This is a genomic window from Shinella kummerowiae (assembly GCF_009827055.1).
Taxonomy (GTDB): Bacteria; Pseudomonadota; Alphaproteobacteria; order Rhizobiales; family Rhizobiaceae; genus Shinella; species Shinella kummerowiae.
In genome coordinates this window covers 34,931-54,120 of sequence record NZ_WUMK01000005.1, presented here as the reverse complement: position 1 = coordinate 54,120, position 19,190 = coordinate 34,931, and the positions used below count along the sequence as shown (strand labels likewise).

General features: G+C 61.3%; 18 protein-coding genes. 6 read left to right on the top strand and 12 right to left on the bottom strand.

The window, feature by feature from the left end:
• Nucleotides 1-6: 6 nt before the first annotated feature.
• A complete protein-coding gene (locus tag GR138_RS13995; protein WP_246200467.1) occupies nucleotides 7-675 on the bottom strand; it encodes a helix-turn-helix domain-containing protein in 669 nt (222 codons plus the stop codon).
• Between the two features lie 213 nt (nucleotides 676-888).
• Here GR138_RS13995 and ku (GR138_RS13990) point away from each other — a divergent pair, with 213 nt between their 5' ends.
• Nucleotides 889-1,743 (top strand): non-homologous end joining protein Ku, encoded by an 855-nt coding sequence (gene ku, locus GR138_RS13990; RefSeq protein WP_160859860.1) that lies wholly within the window; start codon nucleotides 889-891, stop codon nucleotides 1,741-1,743.
• A 1-nt stretch (nucleotide 1,744) separates the two neighbouring features.
• Nucleotides 1,745-4,300, top strand: coding sequence for a DNA ligase D (gene ligD / locus GR138_RS13985; protein ID WP_160859859.1), 2,556 nt, complete (start codon nucleotides 1,745-1,747; stop codon nucleotides 4,298-4,300).
• A 4-nt stretch (nucleotides 4,301-4,304) separates the two neighbouring features.
• Here the strand turns inward: ligD and ku (GR138_RS13980) are convergent, their stop codons facing one another.
• The gene (gene ku, locus GR138_RS13980; RefSeq protein WP_160859858.1) at nucleotides 4,305-5,102 is read right to left on the bottom strand and encodes a non-homologous end joining protein Ku; all 798 of its coding nucleotides are present in this window, start codon (nucleotides 5,100-5,102) and stop codon (nucleotides 4,305-4,307) included.
• Nucleotides 5,102-5,323, bottom strand: a complete 222-nt coding sequence (locus tag GR138_RS13975) for a hypothetical protein (RefSeq protein ID WP_246200465.1) — start codon at nucleotides 5,321-5,323, stop codon at nucleotides 5,102-5,104. The genes ku (GR138_RS13980) and GR138_RS13975 overlap by 1 nt, the downstream gene beginning before the upstream one ends.
• 166 nt (nucleotides 5,324-5,489) lie before the next feature.
• On the opposite strand from GR138_RS13975, the gene GR138_RS13970 reads away from it, so the two are divergent.
• Nucleotides 5,490-6,005 carry a cupin domain-containing protein gene (locus tag GR138_RS13970; protein ID WP_160859857.1) on the top strand — a complete coding sequence of 172 codons (516 nt, stop codon included), beginning with the start codon at nucleotides 5,490-5,492 and terminating at the stop codon, nucleotides 6,003-6,005.
• On the opposite strand, the gene GR138_RS13965 is transcribed toward GR138_RS13970, so the two are convergent.
• Nucleotides 6,002-6,442, bottom strand: coding sequence for a PPC domain-containing DNA-binding protein (locus tag GR138_RS13965; protein ID WP_160859856.1), 441 nt, complete (start codon nucleotides 6,440-6,442; stop codon nucleotides 6,002-6,004). The two genes, GR138_RS13970 and GR138_RS13965, sit on opposite strands and share 4 nt — an antisense overlap.
• 56 nt (nucleotides 6,443-6,498) lie before the next feature.
• A complete protein-coding gene (locus GR138_RS30285) occupies nucleotides 6,499-6,666 on the bottom strand; it encodes a hypothetical protein (RefSeq protein ID WP_202402650.1) in 168 nt (55 codons plus the stop codon).
• 680 nt (nucleotides 6,667-7,346) lie between these two features.
• On the opposite strand from GR138_RS30285, the gene GR138_RS13960 reads away from it, so the two are divergent.
• Entirely contained in the window at nucleotides 7,347-9,674 is a 2,328-nt protein-coding gene (locus GR138_RS13960; protein WP_160859855.1) for a calcium-binding protein, read from the top strand.
• Between the two features lie 38 nt (nucleotides 9,675-9,712).
• Here GR138_RS13960 and GR138_RS13955 read toward each other — a convergent pair whose 3' ends face one another.
• Nucleotides 9,713-10,438, bottom strand: a complete 726-nt coding sequence (locus GR138_RS13955; RefSeq protein ID WP_160859854.1) for a response regulator transcription factor — start codon at nucleotides 10,436-10,438, stop codon at nucleotides 9,713-9,715.
• A 348-nt stretch (nucleotides 10,439-10,786) separates the two neighbouring features.
• Here GR138_RS13955 and GR138_RS13950 point away from each other — a divergent pair, with 348 nt between their 5' ends.
• Nucleotides 10,787-12,088: a polysaccharide biosynthesis/export family protein gene (locus tag GR138_RS13950; RefSeq protein ID WP_160859853.1), complete on the top strand. Its 1,302-nt coding sequence runs from the start codon at nucleotides 10,787-10,789 to the stop codon at nucleotides 12,086-12,088.
• Nucleotides 12,085-13,599: an O-antigen translocase gene (locus tag GR138_RS13945; protein WP_160859852.1), complete on the top strand. Its 1,515-nt coding sequence runs from the start codon at nucleotides 12,085-12,087 to the stop codon at nucleotides 13,597-13,599. Before GR138_RS13950 ends, GR138_RS13945 begins: the two co-directional genes overlap by 4 nt.
• 22 nt (nucleotides 13,600-13,621) lie before the next feature.
• Here the strand turns inward: GR138_RS13945 and GR138_RS13940 are convergent, their stop codons facing one another.
• Genes GR138_RS13940 through GR138_RS13915 form a run of 6 tightly spaced genes read right to left on the bottom strand, consistent with a single transcriptional unit; the run spans nucleotide 13,622 to nucleotide 19,131 of the window.
• The gene (locus GR138_RS13940; RefSeq protein WP_160859851.1) at nucleotides 13,622-14,818 is read right to left on the bottom strand and encodes a DegT/DnrJ/EryC1/StrS family aminotransferase; all 1,197 of its coding nucleotides are present in this window, start codon (nucleotides 14,816-14,818) and stop codon (nucleotides 13,622-13,624) included.
• Nucleotides 14,815-15,786: an NAD-dependent epimerase/dehydratase family protein gene (locus tag GR138_RS13935; protein WP_160859850.1), complete on the bottom strand. Its 972-nt coding sequence runs from the start codon at nucleotides 15,784-15,786 to the stop codon at nucleotides 14,815-14,817. Before GR138_RS13935 ends, GR138_RS13940 begins: the two co-directional genes overlap by 4 nt.
• Nucleotide 15,787: 1 nt before the next feature.
• Nucleotides 15,788-16,498, bottom strand: a complete 711-nt coding sequence (locus tag GR138_RS13930; RefSeq protein WP_160859849.1) for an acyltransferase — start codon at nucleotides 16,496-16,498, stop codon at nucleotides 15,788-15,790.
• Nucleotides 16,488-17,594 carry a DegT/DnrJ/EryC1/StrS family aminotransferase gene (locus tag GR138_RS13925; RefSeq protein WP_160859848.1) on the bottom strand — a complete coding sequence of 369 codons (1,107 nt, stop codon included), beginning with the start codon at nucleotides 17,592-17,594 and terminating at the stop codon, nucleotides 16,488-16,490. Before GR138_RS13925 ends, GR138_RS13930 begins: the two co-directional genes overlap by 11 nt.
• A complete protein-coding gene (locus tag GR138_RS13920) occupies nucleotides 17,591-18,628 on the bottom strand; it encodes a Gfo/Idh/MocA family oxidoreductase (protein ID WP_160859847.1) in 1,038 nt (345 codons plus the stop codon). Before GR138_RS13920 ends, GR138_RS13925 begins: the two co-directional genes overlap by 4 nt.
• Entirely contained in the window at nucleotides 18,625-19,131 is a 507-nt protein-coding gene (locus GR138_RS13915) for an acyltransferase (RefSeq protein WP_160859846.1), read from the bottom strand. Before GR138_RS13915 ends, GR138_RS13920 begins: the two co-directional genes overlap by 4 nt.
• Nucleotides 19,132-19,190: the final 59 nt, after the last annotated feature.

The following is a 19,190-nucleotide window of genomic DNA, read 5'->3' as shown; positions in this document are numbered from 1 at the left end:
GCAAAATCAGTTGGCCTGGCTCCGCTTCTGCGGATAGCTGATGATCGACAGGTAACGGGCCGGAAGACGAACCAGTTCCTGCGGCCCATGCGGTGAATCGGCATCGAAGAACAGGCTGTCACCCGGATGCATGGTGTAGAGCTGATCGCCGTGGCGGTAGACCACTTCGCCCTCCAGCATGTGGAGAAACTCCATGCCTTCATGCTGGAACGTCGGGAAGACATCGGACTCGGTCGTCAGGGTTATGAGATAGGGTTCGACCGTAACGCCACTTGTATTGTTGGCGATGTGACCGAGCAGGCTGTACTGATGCCCCGCGCGCGTGCCGCGTCGTTCGATGTTCACGCCTTCACCGGCCTTGACGAATGTCGCATTGTGCGGCTCCTCGAAGCGGCGGAAGAATGCCGTGAGCGGCACGCCGAGCGCTCTTGTCAGGGCTTGCAGAGTGGTCAATGAGGGCGAAATGTTGCCGTTCTCGATCTTCGACAGCATGCCCACGGAAATGCCTGTCGCGGCTGCGAGGTCCGTAACGGTGATGCCGAGCGCTTTGCGATAGGTGCGAACCTCGTGCCCGATTGCCATTTCCAGGTTGTTTTCCCGCGGCTCGCGAATCCGGTGCGGATCCTGGGACAACAGGGCCAGCTTCTGCCCATCCTTCTCGTTCTTCTCGGTCATCATTCTCTCCTACGAATTATGTTCCTTACAGGAAAAATATCGTTATTCGGAGGAAATTTTTCTGCTGAGTGAATTCGACGCAGCCACGACGCGGATCCTGTACCTTTCGGGCCGGAGGTCTTTGAAAAGCGACCTCACGCCCCAATGCGCTGAAAGCCGGAACAAACGAGGCCCGGAGGCATTGCATCCGCGTCGAAACCGGAGTGTGGCAGCGTGGCGCCAAGAGCGAACTGGAAGGGTTTTTTGAAGGTGGCCGAACTTGTCTGTCCGGTTGCCCTCTATACAGCCGCCTCGACGAATGAACGCATCTCCTTTCACATGCTGAACCGCGCGACGGGGCACCGGCTGCGCCGCGAATTCGTCGACAGCGAAACCGGCAAGCCGGTCGAACGCGATGACCAGGTGAAAGGCTACGAGACCGGCAAGGACGATTACATCGTGCTCGACCCGGACGAAGTCACCGCCGCCGTGCCGGAAAGCGACAAGACCATGGATGTCCAGGCCTTCATCGCCCGCGAGGAGATCGACGACCTCTACTTCGACAAACCCTACTACCTCGCGCCGGCCGGCAAACAGGCTCAGGAGGTTTTCATCCTGATCCGCGAGGGCATGAAAAACAGGAAGGTGGTGGCGTTGGCCGAGACCGTGCTGTTTCGCCGGGTGCGCACCGTGCTGATCCGCCCACACGGCGAAGGCCTCATCGCGACCACGCTCAACTATGACTATGAAGTCCGCTCTGCGCAGGAGCACTTTTCCGAAATCACCGACATCACGCTCAAGGGTGAAATGCTCGAACTCGCCGAGCACATCATCAAGACGAAGAGCGGCCGCTTCGATCCGCAAAAATTCGACGACCGCTACGATGCGGCGCTGGCCGAGATGGTGAAGGCGAAAATCGAAGGGCGGAAGATCAAGCCGCACAAGCCGAAGGCCGAGGGCAAGGTCATCGACCTGATGGAGGCGCTGCGGCAGAGCGCCGGTGAGGGCGATAAGAAGACAGCGAAGCCCAGCACGAAGAAAGCCGCAGCGACACGAAAGCCGGCCGCCAGCCGGCGAAAGGCAGGCTGACATGGCGGCGCTCGATGTCTATCGGCAGAAGCGGGATTTCAAAACCACCGCCGAACCCAAGGGCCGGAAAGGGCGCAAGAGCGGCAACAGCTTCGTCATCCAGAAACACGATGCCACACGCCTGCACTACGATTTCCGCCTCGAAATGGACGGTGTGCTGAAGAGTTGGGCGGTGACGCGCGGCCCGAGCCTCGTTGCGAGCGAAAAACGGCTCGCCGTGCATGTCGAAGACCACCCGCTCGCCTATGGCGATTTCGAAGGCACGATCCCCAAGGGCGAATATGGCGGCGGCACGGTGATCGTCTGGGATCGCGGCACCTGGCAGCCGCTCGGCGACACCAGGAAAGCCTATGCCAAGGGCCATCTGGAGTTCGAGCTCGACGGCGAGAAGCTGCACGGTCGCTGGCATCTCGTGCGCATGCAGGGCAAGCCCGGCGAGAAGCGCGAGAACTGGCTGCTGATCAAGGGCGACGACGAATTTTCCGTGCCGGAAGGCGCGGACGATCTTCTCGAACGGCGAACGGAATCCGTGAAAACCGGGCGGGAGATCGACGATGTCGCCGGCGAGGCGCCGGGTTGGTCGTCCAAGACCGGGCGCATCCGCAAATCCGCAAAGGCGAAGCCGGCCAAGGTGGCGAAAGCAAAGCCGGCGTCCAGGGCGGTTGAGGTGCCTGACCCCTCCGAACTCAAAGGTGCGCGCAAGGCAAAACTGTCGGATTTCCTGCCGCCGACGCTGGCGACGCTCGCCGCCACCCCGCCTGCCGGCGAGCGATGGCTGCACGAAATCAAGTTCGACGGTTATCGGCTCGAAGCGCGTATCGAGGCCGGACGGGTCAGGCTTCTGACCCGCAGCGGCCTCGACTGGACGAAGAAGTTCGGCAAGGACGTTCCGTCGGCGCTACGCGACCTGCCGGTCGGCACGGCGATCATCGATGGCGAACTCGTCGTCGAGACCGGGTCCGGCGCTTCCGATTTTTCCGCCCTCCAGGCCGATCTCAGCGATGGGCGGGATGACCGTTTCGTCTTCTATGTCTTCGACCTGCTCCATCTCGACGGCTACGACCTCACGCGCGTCCCGCTCGAAGTGCGAAAATCCCTGCTGGCGAAACTGGTGCCAGAAGGAGAAGGCACCCTGCGCTACAGCGGCCATTTCGACGAAAATGGTGCGCTCGTGCTGCGTCATGCCTGCCGGTTGAGCCTGGAGGGCGTGGTCTCGAAACTGCGGGACGCCCCCTATCGCGCCGGGCGCAGCAAGAGCTGGATCAAGTCGAAGTGCTCCGCCCGACAGGAATTCGTCGTGGGCGGTTTCGTGCCCTCCACCGTGACGCGCCAAGCGATCGGCTCCCTCGTGCTCGGCCTCTACAAGAACGGAAAACTCGAGCCGGTTGGTCGCGTCGGCACCGGGTTCAGTGCCTCGGTTGCCGCCGATCTCTTCAAGCGACTCAACCGCATGCGGACCGACGAAAGCCCTTTTGGGCGACAGCTCACCGCGGACGAAGCACGGCAGGCGCGGTATGTACGGCCGCAGCTGGTGGCGGAAGTGGAGTTTCGCGCCTGGACGGCCGATGGGCATTTGCGGCATGCTTCCTTCCGCGGATTGCGGGAAGACAAACCAGCAACGGAGGTTGTCGCCGAAGTGCCCAGAGCGAAAACAAGCCCGAAAGCCGAAAAGCCGCCGCGCCGTACCGTGCGCCTCACCCATCCCGACCGGGTCTACTGGCCTGCCGAAGGCGTCACCAAGGAGGGTCTCGCGGACTATTACACCGAGGTCTGGCGTTACATCGCCCCGCATATCGTCGGTCGGCCGCTTGCACTCCTGCGTGCACCGAGCGGCATCGACGGCCAGACCTTCTTCCAGAAACATGCCTGGAAGGGCATCAACGCGAATATCGTCGAGGTGCAGGACCCGGCGGAGAAGGACGACGAGCCCTATGTCGCGATCAACGATCTCGACGGGCTGATCGGTCTGGTGCAGTCGGCTACCCTGGAAATCCATCCCTGGGGGTCGACACTCGCCGATTGGGAACGACCAGACCGCATCATCATGGACCTTGACCCCGGCGACGGCGTCGAATGGCCGGCAATCATCGAGGCGGCGGAAGAGACACGCAAGCGGCTGGAAGCGGCCGGGCTCAACACTTTCGTCAAGACGTCCGGTGGCAAGGGTCTGCATGTCGTTGCACCGCTGAAACCCTCCGCACGCTGGCCGGCGGTCAAGGCCTTCTGCAACGATGTCGCCGATGCCATGGCAAAAGACAGCCCGGACAAATACGTCTCGACCATCACCAAGTCGAAGCGCCACGGCAAGATCCTCATCGACTACTTGCGCAACCAACGCGGCATGACGGCGGTGGCCCCCTACTCCACACGCGCGCGTCCCGGTGCTGCCGTCTCCATGCCACTTGCCTGGAGCGAGCTCAGTCCCGATATCGGCCCCGCCTATTTCACGGTCGAAAACACGCCGGCGCGGCTGCAGGCACTCGATGCCGATCCGTGGGCCGAGTTCAAGACTGCGGCGGAACCGCTGGAGACGGGAAAGAGCAAGGCGAAAAGCTGAGGCGCTACTTGCCCTTGCCCTCGGCCTTGATGCTCTTGCGCAACGCATCCATGATGTTGATGACATTGCCGGAGGTCGGCGGCGGCGTCTTCGCCTTTGCCGGGCGCTTGCGGCCTTTCTTCTTCGCAGCGATGATTTCGAGAAGACGGCTCTGCACCGGGTCGTCCGCCATTTTCGGGTTCCACGGTTTCGTCCGCTCCTTGATGAGCGTTTTCACCAATGTCAGCGCCTTGGCATCCGGTTTCGCTTCATTCAGCCCGGCGAAATACTCCTTCTCCTCGCGCACCTCGTCGCCATAGCGCAACGTCCACAAGACGATACCCTTGCCGCGCGGCTCCAGCATCACTGCGCGTTCGCGGCGATAGAGGACCAGTCGGGAAATTCCGACCGTGCCGGTCGAGGCCATCGCTTCGCGAATGACGGAAAAAGCCTCTTCACCCACCGTATCGTTCGGCACGAGAAAATGTGGCGCGTCGCACCAGATCCATTCGATTGTTTCGCGTGGCACGAAAGTCTCGATATCGATGGTTCGGGTGCTTTCCAGCGCCACGGCCTCGATCTCGTCATCCTCCAAAATAACATAATCGTCTTCGCCGCGCGGATAGCCTTTCACCTCATCATCCTCGCCCACCGCCTTGCCCGTTACGCCATCGACATAGCGGCTGACCACGGGATTGCCGGTCTTTGCGTTGAGCGTGCGGAAGCGAACCTTGTCCTCCTCCGAAACCGCCGGCGTCATCGCCACCGGACAGGTAACGAGTGAGAGTTTTAGATAACCCTTCCAGAACGACCGCGGCGCCATCACCCCTTCCTTTCGAGCGGCAGGTGTTTCGACAGTGCGAACCGCTCGGCGAATTTGATATCTTCCTGTGTGACGATGGGAATGGGATCGGACAGCATGGCGAGCAGCGTTTCGCGCGAGATGGAATCCTCTTCGAGCGCGCTTATCAAGGCCCCGCGCGTTTCGCGCTCGGCGCGCAGCAATGCCGCTAGCGCCAGGATCAATCTATCCTTGTTATCCATGGGTGAACGCCTCCAACAAACACGCATCCGCATGCCTAATGCGGCATCACGACTTCTGTTCCCGGAACATTTGGCGCGCGGGTGGGTTGGGCATGCAATCGGCGCCAGACCCTGAAAAACCAAGGACGATCCGCAAGGATCTCGGCAAGACTTCGAAGAGACTGCTATGAAACAACCGGAAACCCTTTTCTTTTCTGCCTGCGAGTGGGTGCCGAACCACCCATTCCTGCCGGTGCTCGTGTACCGGGACGTTCTTGCGGCGGACGAAAGGGATCAGGCCCGCGCCTTCGAGTGGCTGTTTCACGATGCGGGGTGGCAGGGCCTCTGGCGCAACGGCGTCTTTTCCTACCAGCACTATCACGTGGGCGCGCATGAGGTGCTCGGTGTTGCGCGAGGAAGCGCCGAGTTGCTGATCGGCGGGCCGGATGGCGAAACCCTCCAGGTTCGCACCGGCGATTGCCTGGTGCTGCCCGCCGGGACCGGCCACAAGCGGGAGTCGGCCAGCGACGATTTCCTGGTGGTCGGCGGTTACCCGCCCGGCCAGTACGCCGACATCAAAACAGGGGCGGCCACCCCCGGCGAACTCACGGTCATCGCCACCATGCCCATACCGCACAGCGATCCCATCTACGGGGTCGCCGGCCCGCTCGTTCCCCTCTGGAAGGAAGGCACCAAGGGTTAGTCGACGTCGATCAACGCGATCCCGAGATCGGGACGGTGCCTGCGCCGCAGATCGGCAGGCGTTTCGCGCACCACCACCTCCAGCGTGGGCCGGACGTGACCTTGCAGAAAATGCCCGCCCTTCGTGCTTCCATCCGAAAAGCCGAGCACGACATGCAGATGCAGGCTCGCCTTGCCCTCGTCGTCCACGGCCACATCACCCAGCAAGCTCAGCACTTCAGACTGCACCTCCACTTGTATCTTCAAGTAGTTCCTCGTCTCGAACTCGAAGAAGGCGATCGTCGCCGAGCGAAAGGCTCCGATCGCGGTGATCGACGCCGCTGTCACGTCCTCTCTTTCGGCGAAATCGGTGATGCATCTGAAAGCCTCATCTCCCTCGTCGAGAACGAGAATGAACGTGCGCTCGCCCGCGTCGCTGGCCAGAAGTTTTTGTTTCATCATCTGCCTCCGTTGATGGAAGGGAAAGCTCCAGGCCGCACTTCTGTTCCGCGCTGTCAGAAGACCGCCTGTTTGTCCGGATTGTCGTTCTCATCCGGGTTGGGATTGGGCTCCTCGTCCGGCAGAAGATCCGGCTCGGGCTCCTGGATCGGCGGCACGTCGATCGGGGGAAGGTCCGGCACGGGGCTCGGGCCGGGATTGGGATCGCTCGGAATGATAGCCATTGTAACTCCTTGCTGTGGTGGGCCAGCCCGCTCCATTGCGCCGTCACGCTCCATCGCATGGCATCACGGGTTCGGCCTCGATAAGCCCACGCTCTCGGCAGGCACGATTTGCTCCTACGAAACCGAACCGCTCAGGATGGGCAGTTGTTCCCCATCTCCGCTTCCTGAAACACATCCCGTCTCGATAAATCGCTTTGCCGATTTCACGGCAGTGCAAAATTTCGGCGTCCTTCTTCGGCTCACGGACCATTCTTCAGGGAGAATCACTTTTGAGACGGCAGACCGGCGGCACTGCGCACGCGCGACAATGTGGCGCCTCGGCTTGCGTCTCGTCGCGATCTAGATCTCAGTGCAATTTTGGAAATGAATTCAGTATTTAAATTTAACTCAAAGTTGACGAAGTAATTCAACTCAATCCCACAAAATGAAAATCCTCATCAAATAAGGTCAAAATAAAATCTGATGCGACCTCAGAATTACGTTGAAGCACAAAGCAAATATGGCCGCATTAAGGCGATTTTAACGCGTAATCTAGTACTATTTCGCTACATTGCCTTTCAAATCGAGCCAGACTACCTTCCGGCCCGCAGCGCTGACCTACCTATAAAGTAGTATCCAGCCCGTCAAATCAGCTAGGCATGCACGCTGAAGACGGCCGTTGGGAGAAAGGTGACAAGACCATGAGAAATGACTTTCGCGACGTATCCGTCTCCAAGCTTTTGGAGGACACATCGCTCATTCGTAGCGAGATCGACACAATTTTCGATTCAAGCGTGTATGCCGAAAACAGCAGCGCACGGGACAGCTTCCACTTCCGTAATTTCGGCAATTCAATCAACGACGAGATTGGCGGCACATCCAGCCTGAGACTGAGAACGGGTCGTTCGGATGACAACAGTCACGACCACAACGATCGTGCTCTGAAAGTTTCGGCGGTTGACGGCGCGGCGTCTCTGAAGGACGCCTCCGTGACCTCGCCGACAGATGTCGAGACAAAACAGGCGGAGGCCATACAGACCGCCTCCAGCAAGGCCGCGGACGCAACTGCCCAGACAACACTTGCAGCGTCCAGCACCGACGCCGCGGCCGCTGCTTCGGGCTACCCGGACGCCACCAACACCGGCGTTCCCACTGGCACGAAGATGACCAAGTACACGGGATCGTATCACGTAACCGAAGACAATGCTGTCATCAGCAATCTTGAGGTCCATGGCGATATCGTCATCGAGGCCAAGAACGTCACCCTGAAAAACGTCAAGCTGATCTCCAACACCGAGTGGCATGCGCTGCGCGTGATGGACGACGCGACCGGCTTCACCCTGCAGGACAGCGAAATCGATGGCAGCGGCATTACGGTCAATGCCATCTATGGCTTCGGCACGTTCCTGCGCAACAATCTGCATGATGTCGACAACGGCATCAATGTCATCGCGCCCACGCTGATCAAGGACAACTACATCCACAATCTGCGTGGTGGGAGCGATGCACACTACGATGGTATCGAAATCAATGGTGGTCACGATATCGATATCATTCACAACACAATCATCAATGACCACGACCAGACGTCGGCAATCATGATGAACAATGATTTCGGCGGCCTCTCCAACATCAATATCGACGGCAACCGTCTGGTCGGCGGTGGCTACACTGTTTACCTCGATGACCGTTTCAACGGCGGCACTGTCGTCGACAGCACGATCAAGATCACCAACAACCAGATCGGCGGCGGCCATTGGGGCGATTTCTCGCTCTACGACAACAAGCCCGTCCTGTCGGGCAACACCGATCTTGATACACCGGTGAAACCGGTCGGAACCGTCTATTCGGGAACGCAGGGCAACGACACGCTTCCCCTCAGCGGCAAGGCAAATGCCGGAAATGAGACCTACAAGGGTCTTGGCGGCAACGATTTGCTGAAGGGTGGCGCTGGCGCCGATGTACTGGACGGCGGTGCTGGCACGGACACGGCCACCTATGCAGGTTCGGCGGCCGTCAAGATCAACCTCCAAACAGGGACTGCCTCTGGTGGTCATGCTGCCGGCGACAAGTTCGTCAGCATCGAAAACCTGATCGGTTCCAGCTACAACGATGTTCTGGTCGGCAACGCCGCTAACAACGTCCTCAGCGGCCGTGCCGGTGCGGACAAGATGGCCGGTGGCGCTGGCAACGACACGTATATGGTCGACAATGCTGGCGATGTCGTCACCGAAGGCAGCAATGCCGGAACGGACACCGTCAAGGCATCCGTCAGCCACACGCTGGCGACCAATGTCGAAAGACTGTACCTGACCGGAACAGCCACCATCAACGGCACCGGCAATTCTGCCGCCAACACCCTGGCCGGTAACGCCGGCAACAACATCCTCAACGGCGGTGCCGGTGCGGACAAGATGGCCGGCGCCGCCGGCAACGACACCTATATCGTCGACAATGCCGGCGATGTCGTCACCGAAGGCAGCAACGCCGGAACGGACACCGTCAAGGCATCCGTCAGCCACACGCTGGCAAGCAATGTCGAAAGACTGACCCTGACCGGAACGGCTGCCATCAACGGAACAGGCAACTCCGGCAACAATATCCTGACAGGCAATGCCAGTAACAACAGCCTGAAAGGTGGTAGCGGCAACGATATCCTCATCGGGGGTGCCGGCAATGACACTTTGGAAGGGCAGGCCGGCTCCGACACGTTGACCGGTGGGGCGGGTGCCGACAAATTCGTCTTCCGCCAGAGCGAGGTGAAGACTGCCGGCGCAGACCACATCACCGACTTCACGTCTTCCGACGTTCTTGTCTTCGATGTCAGTTCAGGGCCGACGGGCAGCCTCGCAGCCAGCGCTTTCCGCCTTGGCACTGCCGCTCTCGATAGCAACGACCGTTTCATCTATGACACGAAGACCGATGCCCTCTACTACGACAGCGATGGCAACGGAGCAGCGACGAAGGTCCTGGTTGCCACTTTCGACAATGGGTACAATCTTTCAGCGAGCGACTTCCTGCTCATCTGATGCACCATGACCATGGGCGGCACGGCCGCCCATGGTTTTCATCTTTCCTGGTTTGCACTCAACAGCTGATGATATTTGGCGGCCGCCTCCGTGCGATTGTGAACGCCGAGTTTGCTGATGATATTGTGCAGATGCACCTTCACGGTATTTTCGGAGAGATTGAACTCCGCGGCGATCAGCTTGTTCTGCATGCCCTGAGCCGCTTTCTCCAGGATCTCCATCTCACGGGCCGTAAGCTTGATGGGGTTGTCGTCCGCACTGTAGAAGCCTTGTTTTCCCCGTACGCCGCGATGGCGCGTCGTCGTGAGGGTCGCAGGCGAAAGTGGAAAATACTCGCCACCCGAAAGCATCAGACGCACCACCGCAAGCCAGATGTGGATCGCCAGATCCATTGGCAGGAGGCTACGGTAGACCCTCGGCCCGCCATCGGCTCTCGACAATTTTCCGATCCCCGATACGGTCGGGTGGGTAAGCGCGATCTGTGCATCGGGATGCATGCGGCGCAAGACGAACGCCGCCGCCTCGGCGGCGGGAAGAAGCGCGGAATCGATGAGGATCAGCCCGACCGGATTGGCGAACGGCTTGCAGGCCGCTTCGATGTCCGGCACATGCAGGACCACGGTCTGCGGAAATTCTTCGGGAAAGGCCTCCAGCCTCTCGCACGTACATTCTGAAGGTCCCACCACCAGAATCGTGCGCACCACATCCGTTCGAGAGGGCGTTGCCGAAAAAGCATCGCACTTGCTCTGTCGTTCCGGCGCCATGCCGACCTCCTCGCTCCCCACACGAACACGGCTGCCATCCAAGGCATCACACTCTATCTTCGGTGTCGTATCTTCGCGATAGCTCCCTAAGGGTTACTCCTGCGCGCCTGTGGTTTCCTCGTGATCGAACAAGTGCCCAGTTCCCACTACAAAAGGATTATCCGGCGTAATATCCGCACGCCGCCCCTGCCGTCGGTTGGCGTAAGCGGTGCGGCTTACTTCTAATTGATGAAGCCTGCCGACGACTGATCGACTACTGAAAACCGCTCTCGCTCCGCAGAATGCAGAAGAACTTCATCACGGCGGCACCAGTCGCTCACCGATCTTCGACAGGCGAGTTCCATAGTCATGTTCCAGATTTTGCAGGATCGACCACGCCCGCTGAAAACACTCTTCGCCGCAACCATCTTGACCGCCCTTTGCTGGTCGCCCGCCTCTGCGGATGCGCCACGGATCTGGCCGAATACGACCATCCGGCTGAACATCGTCCAGTGGATGCCGACGAAGGGTCTTTATGAACGATGGGAGGCCCTGAGCGGAGAGTTTATCGTCGCGCAGGACGGGACACTATCTCTCCCGGTGATCGGTCGACTCCCGGTCGGGAGCCTGGATGAAGCCGATCTTGCCGCCAGGATTGCCGAGGAACTGAAGGACAAGATCGGCCTTGTCCGCGCACCGGAAGCGATGGTGGCGGTCATCAAATATCCGCCGATTTACGTCGTCGGGGACGTGAAGCTGCCGGGCACCTATGAGTTCCGACCGGGGCTGACGGCATTGCAGGCCCTTGCCGTGGGAGGCGGCGAGAAAAACGCGGACAGCGACGGACCTGCCCTGCCCGACAGGACGGAGTTGGTCGCAAATCTGCGCGGACTGGAAAACGCCATTATGCGCACCCGCATCAAGATTGCGCGTTTCCACGCTGAACTGTCGGACGGGAAGGAACCGAAGTTCGACCTGCCGGCCGGAATGGAAAGCCGCGAGGCCCGGGCGGTCTATGAGCAGGAGAAGGCTGTCATGACAGCGCGGTTCAACCTCCTGCAGAGACAGGCGAAGTCCTTCACGGAACTGCGTGATCTCCTTCGCGTGGAACTCGAGACGCTCGACAAGAAAGCCGACAGCGCCGAGGCCGACATCAAATCCGTCGCGAAGGAGCTGAACCTTTTCAAAACGATGGTGGACAAGGGCATCGCCCTTCCCGCGAGACAGGGCGACCTCGAACGGATGCTTCGAAGCTATTCTGCCGCGCGCCTCGACGTGTCCGCGGATGCGATGCGGGCAAAGCAGAACATCTCCGAAGCATCGCGCAACCTCGAAGGCCTCTATGATCGGCAACGAACCGAGGTGAACATCGAGCTGCAAACGGAGCAGGCAAACCTGGACCAGATGCTTGTGAAACGCGAGGCAGCCCAGAACCAGATGCTGAGGATCCTGTCGAAACAGGACAAAGTGTCGGATGCGGGCGACCCCACGGTGCTGGTCTTCTCGCTCGACAGGCTGGTCGGCGGCCGCACACGGGAAATCACGGCAAGCAGCGATACCGTCCTGCAGCCCGGGGACGTGCTTCGCGTCACCCGCAGTCCGAGCACCACAGCGTCGGAAACGCTTGCGCAAAACGCACAGACGGATGCGGTCGCCGGAAACAGCCAATGAGCCATCCCTGCGACGCCTCTCCCAGCGAGCAGACCACGCATACGCAAATCCTGAAATCCACGCTCCTGGTCGGTGCGTCTTCGGTTGTCGGCGTTGCTTTTTCGATCATCCGCAACAAAGCGGTCGCCCTCATGCTGGGGCCGGAGGGCATCGGCCTGATGGGGCTTTACAGCGCGCTTGCCGACATGGCCCAGAATCTTGCCGGCATGGGCGTGCAATCGAGCGGCGTGCGGCAGATCGCCGAGGCTGCCGGCACGAACGATGACGAGACAATCGCGCGCACCGCTCTGGTGCTGTCGCGGACGGCGTTTGTGCTCGGCGCGGTCGGCGCCCTGCTTCTCGTCCTGCTGGCTGTTCCACTTTCCGGCCTGACATTCGGCTCCCATCAGCAGGCGGGTGGAGTTGCATTGCTGTCGCTTGCCGTTGCCCTGCGCATCGTGTCCGGAGGGCAAATGGCGCTGCTTCAGGGGCTGCGCCGCATTTCGGACATCGCGATCGTCAACGTCGCCGCTGCCTTTTCCGGCACGGTGATCACCATTCCCCTGATCTATTTTTTCGGCCTAAACGGCATTGTCCCATCGCTGATTGCCGTCGCAATCGTCACGGGCCTGACGTCATGGCATTTTCGCCGCCGGGTCCAGCTGCCATCGACCGGAATGCCACCGCCGCTGTTCGGGCGTGAGAGCAAGCGCCTGCTCAAGCTCGGGCTGGTGTTCATGGCAAGCGGACTGCTGACATTCGGCGCGGCCTATGCAAATCGCCTGATCGTCCTGCACGCCGCAGGGATCGCGTCAGCCGGCTTCTACCAGGCAGCCTGGGCCATCGGGGGGCTCTATGCCGGCATCGTATTGCAGGCCATGGGCACGGATTTCTATCCGCGCCTGACGGCGGTCAGTGGCAACAATGCCGAATGCAACCGCCTTGTGAACGAGCAGGTGCAGATGAGCCTGCTTCTTGCCGGCCCCGGCGTTGTCGCCACGCTGACTTTCGCCCCCTTCGTGCTGCAAATCCTTTACTCACATGCCTTCGACGGGGCGACAGATCTGCTTCGCTGGATATGCCTGGGCATGATGCTGCGCATCCTCGCCTGGCCGATGGGCTACATCGTAATCGCGAAGGCGGCGGAGGCAATCTTCTTCTGGACCGAGGTTGCGGCGACAGTGGTCCATGTCGGCCTGGCCTTCCTTCTCGTTCCGTATTTCGGCGCCGCTGGTGCTGGAGTGGCCTTCCTCGGCCTCTATGTCTGGCACGGCATTCTGATCTACGCCCTCGTCCGGCGGATGAGTGGGTTTCGCTGGTCCAGGGAGAATGCGGGGATCGCCCCCCTCTTCATCCTCGCTTGCGCCTTCGTCTTTCTGGCGACGCAGGCGCTGCCGCTTTGGCAATCGACGGCCACGGGCTCGGCGGTGCTGCTGCTGACCGGCCTCTATTCCATGCGCAAGCTGGTGCGGCTGGTTCCGCATTCGTCCCTGCCCTCGCCGCTGAAAGCCCTCATCACGCGGTTCGCCTGACGGCGCCATTCCGGCAAAGGGCTTACAACGCCGTTTCGAGCGTACGTTCCATTCGTGTGGAAACCCTTGCCAGCGCGCCGACGACGCGATGGACGTCCTCTTCGGAAAGCTGTGCGAAGAGCGGCAGGATGATGGAGTTTTCCTGTGCGGCCATGCTGCGCTCCAGGCCCCCGGCCACGCGGTGCGTGTCCTGCGCGGCATAGGCTTGCTCGGCCGCGATGTTCATGACGCCACGCCGCGTCGAGATCCCTTCGTCGAGCAGCGCCTGCATGATCGCCCGCTGATCGCCGCCGTCTGGGATGCGCACGCAATAGCTCTGCCAGTTCGTGCGCGCCCATGAAGGCTCCCGAGGCGCCGTGAATGCCGGTGCGATGCCAGCAATCAACTTGCCGTAGAGGTCAGCGAGCCGCCGACGCCGCGCTACGAGGCTCGGCAGCCGTCGCAATTGCACCCGGCCGAGCGCGGCTTGCAGATCGGTCATCCGGTAATTGTAGCCGAGTTCGGGATAGGTCTCGTAGATGACCGACTTCGATCCATGCCGCACGGTATCGGCAACACTCATGCTGTGCTGGCGCCAGAGCCGGAATTTACGGTCGTATTCCGCGTTGGCAGTCGTCAGCATGCCGCCGTCACCCGTGGTGATGACCTTGCGGGGATGGAAGGAGAAGCAAGCTATGTCGCCATAGGGACGCCCGATCTTTTCCCAACGACCCTGCAGCAAAATCTCGCTTCCCGATGCACAGGCCGCATCCTCGATGACGGGGATCGACCGCGGGCCGGCAATCGCCATCACCGCCGCGAGATCACACGGCATGCCCAGTTGATGCACGACCAGTATGGCTTTCGTGCGCGGCGTGACCGCCGCCTCGATCCGCGAAGGATCGATGTTGAAGCCATCCGCCTCGATGTCGACGAAGACCGGCGTCGCGTCACAGTAGCGAATGGCGTTGGCCGTGGCGATGAAGGAATGGCTGACGGTAATCACTTCGTCGCCACGTCCGACCCCGACCACCTTGAGCGCGAGATGCAGCGCCGTCGTGCAGTTGGAAACCGCCGTGGCGAAGGGGGCATCGACATAGGCGGCAAACGCGCTTTCGAAAGCGGCCACTTCCGGGCCTTGCGTGATCCAGCCCGACAGGATGACCCGCCGGACGGCATCGGCCTCTTCTTCGTCGAGTTCGGGTTTGGCGACGGGAATGGGAGAAAGGGAAGCACTCACGCGGCCTGCCCTCCCATAACCCTTTCCCGGCGCCACCAGGCGACGAGGTCGCGAAGGCCTGCCTCCATGTCCACCTCGGCCGAGAAGCCGATGAGATCGCGCGCCTTGGCGGTCGATGCGAGGCGGCGGGCAACGGGATTGACCTTTCGCGCCGGCCCATATTCCGGTTTCAGCGTCGATCCCATCACCGCCAGGAGCATTTCCGCCAGTTCGTTCAGACTGGTTTCCCTGCCGCTCGCGACATTGAAGACTTCGTCCGTTACCGGCGCCTTGGCGGCCAGAATGTTGGCACGAGCAATATCGTGGACATGAACGAAATCCATCGTCTGCAGCCCGTCGCCGAGAATGATCGGCGGAAGGCCGGACGCGATGCGTTCCATCCACCGGATGAGCACCTCGGTATAGACGCCGTGCACATCCATGCGCGGGCCGTAGACGTTGAAATAGCGCAATGCCACGTAGTTCAGGTCGTACATGTCCGCGAAGCTTCGGAGCAGCCCTTCGTTGAAGGCCTTGGCGGCGCCGTAGATGGTGCGGTTATTGTAGGGATGATGGTCTTCCGTCGTGGGAAAGCTCTCTGCCTGCCCCAGCACCGACGCCGAAGACGCGGCCACGACCTTCGAAACGCCGAACTTCACCGCCGCCTCGAGCACGTCGAACGTCCCGCCGGCGAGAACGTCGAAGGCGAGCCGCGGCTCCTCGGCGCACTGGGTGATGCGGATCGCCGCCTGATGAAAGACGATGTCGATCCCCTTGAATGTCCTCTCCAGCAAGGCGCGGTCGCGGATATCGCCTTCGATGATCGTGACCGGTGCGGCGCTGGCGGCCTGCATGAGGTTTTCGCGCCGCCCGCGCACGAAATTGTCCAGAACGACGATCTCGCGCGGCCGCTCCCCGGCAAGCAGGTCGGCGATATGCGATCCGATGAGGCCGGCGCCGCCGGTGATCAGTATCCTCTTGTCCTTCATGTCACACCTCGACGTTTTTTGCCCGAACCGGCATATCCTCCCGCCATCGCAGGAACTGTGCCGGCACGCCCGCGACGATCGAATAGGGCTCGACATCCGAGACCACGACCGCGCCGGCGCCAACGATGGCGCCTCTGCCGATGGTCACGCCCGGCAGGATGGTGGCGTTCGTGCCGATATCGGCCTCCGCCTCGATCCGGACCGGCCTGATCTCCAGATCCGTCCGGATGATCGGCACATCGATCGGCATGCCGCTGTGGGTCGATCCGAGGATCTTCGCGCCGGGACCCCAACCGACATCATCGCCGATGACCACGTCGCGCGCATCGATGAAGGCCTGCGGGCCGATCCAGACATTGTTGCCGATCCGGCAGGTCCCGTCGAAACGGCCCTGGATATTCGCCTGCGCTCCGATGAAGACACCGTCGCCGATCTCGAACGTTTCCGGGTGTTTGAAGACCGCGCTCGCACCGACCTGCAGCCCGGTACCACACCGCCGCGACAAAGCCTGAACGATCACCCGACGCATCAGCGCATCGACGAAACCGTCGCCGTTCGAAAACCGCCCGTAGAGTTCGACCAGACCCGCGGGTCCGTATGTGCTTTTCAAGTCCTCGCAGAGGCCAAGCTGATAGGCGGGATCGGCGGGCTTGCCGCGCAGACCGTGCACGGCCTTGACGATCCGCGGGCTGTGGCGGGCCTCAAGCGACATAGGCTTCCCTTTCCACGGCGCGGACGACCTGTTCCACCTGGTGGCCGGTCATTTCCGGGTAGATCGGCAGGGAGAGCACCTCCCGCGCGGCTGTCTCGGACACCGGAAAATCGCCCACCGCATAACCGAGATCGGCATGCGCTGGCTGAAGGTGGACGGGGATGGGATAGTGCAGGCCGGTCTGGACGCCTTCGGCGAGCAGTGCTCGCTGCAAGCTATCGCGATCGCCGGTGCGGATCGCATAGATATGATAGACGTGGCGGCGCAGCGCATCGGCATGGGGAAGCCGGATATGGCGCATGCCGCCAAGCAGCGACGTGTAGCGCGCGGCATGGGCGCGTCGTGCCTCGGTCCACTCTTCCAGATGACGCAGCTTGACGCGCAGGATTGCGCCCTGAATGCCGTCCATCCGATAATTGTAGCCCTTCAGGACGTGGTGATAACGCTGCTCCTGTCCCCAATCACGCAGCATGCGCAGGGTTTTCGCGTGCCGGTCGTCGTTTGTGACGGCGATGCCCCCCTCGCCACAGGCGCCGAGATTCTTGCCGGGATAGAAGCTGAAACACCCCGCCGCACCGAAGCTGCCGGCCCGGCTGCCCCGGAATTCAGCGCCGTGCGCCTGGCAGGCATCTTCCACGATTGGCAGGCCATGGCGTGCGGCGATCGTCTGGATGGCATCCATGTTCGCCATCTGGCCGTAGATGTGCACGGGCACGATCGCCTTCGTGCGCGGCGTGATGGCGGCCTCCAGCCTTTCGGGGTCCATCGTCAATGTCGAATGCTCCACATCGACGAAGACCGGCCGCGCGCCGGTGTAGCAGATCGACGACACGGTCGCGACGAAGGTGAAGGGCACCGTGATGATCTCGTCGCCCGGGCCGCACCCCAGCGCGAGCAGCGCGAGATGGAGGGCGCTCGTGCCCGAATTGACGGCAATCGCATGCCTGACGCCGCAGTAATCCGCGAATTCGCGTTCGAACTGCTCCACCTCGTCGCCGAGCACATATTGGGCGGATGCCAGCACCCGCAACACTGCGGCATCGATCTCCGGCTTCAGGGATGCATACTGGGCTTTCAGATCAAGCATCGGGATCATGCGATCAGCCTCGCCTTTTCCAGTTCGATGACGCGACCGCGCTGGGCGAGGGACTGGGTGGCTGCTTCGAGAATCCGGACCACGCGGAGGCCCGCATTGCCGTCGGCGGTCGGCTGAGCACCCGTTTCGACGCAGTGCAGGAATTCCCTGAGTTCCCGACCGAGCGCCTCGGATATGTCCAATTGGGGCGCATGCATATCGCCGGTGCGGTAACCGACCAGCATCTGGTAGACCTTCTCGCCGTTCTTCTGCGGATTGCCGTTCAGCGTGATCCCCTTGTCGTAGACCTTCACCTTCTCGCTGGGTTCGAGGTCGTCATAGACGATCATCTTGTTGCTGCCGCCGATTAGCGTCCGGCGCACCTTCACGGGCGCCAGCCAGTTCACATGGACATGCGCGATCAGCTTGCTTTCGTAAAACAGCGTCAGATAGGCGATGTTTTCGGGCTCCCCCGGCACATGGCTCATGCCGGTTGCCGACACGGCCACAGGCTTTTCATCGAGCACGTAATCCATGATCGAGAGGTCATGGACGGCAAGATCCCAGACGACGCTGACATCGTGCTGGAAGAGGCCGAGGTTCACACGCACCGAGTCGTAATAGTAGATTTCGCCGAGATCCCGTTCCGCGATCTCCCGCATCTTCCGCACCGCCCCGGTATGGACGAAGGTGTGGTCGACGGCGAGCACCAGCCCGCGCCGGGCGGCCTCTTCCACCATGCGCCGCGCCTCCTCGGTGGTCGCCGCCATCGGCTTTTCCACGAAGACGTGTTTGCCGGCCATAAGAGCCATCATGGCGAGCCGAAAATGCGTGGAGACCGGTGTCGCGATCGCGATGGCGTCGATCCGGGGATCGTGCAGCATCTCGTCGAAATCGGAGGTGATATCGACGGTCGGGTAACGGGCCTTCACCGGTGCAAGCCGTTCCGTCATCAGATCGCAGACCGAAACGAGCCTCGCATCCACGATATCCGCCAGGTTCCGAACCAGGTTCGGTCCCCAATAGCCGTAGCCGACAACCCCTACCCCGATCACGATGCCGCCTCCATGATTGCAGCTTTCGAACGGTCGTCTCTGACACGGCCGATGACCCGCGCCGGCACGCCGGCCACGATGGCGAAGTCGGGAACGTCCCGGACCACGACGGCGCCTGCGCCGATCTGCGCGCCCTCCCCGATGGTCACGCCCGGAAGGATGGTGGCATTGCTGCCGATCGCGGCGCGGCACTTCACGCGGGTCGTCAGCAACGACCAGTCGTTGTCGCACTGGAGGCTGCCGTCGGCATTGACGGCGCGGGGATACATGTCGTTGGTGAACATGACGCCATGGCCGATGAAGACGCCGTCCTCTATCGTCACGCCTTCGCAAATGAAACTATGGCTGGAAATCTTGCAGTTGCGGCCGATCTGCGCGTTCTTCTGGATCTCCACGAACGTCCCGATGCGGGAGCCGGCTCCTATTGTGCAGCCGTAGAGATTGACCAGATCGGGATGGTGGATCACCACCCCCTCTTCCCTGGCGACGTCGAGAGAAATCATTCGAATACTCCGTAGCGCATTCCTGTTCAAAAACAGGCGTCGGGACGTGCTCCAAACTG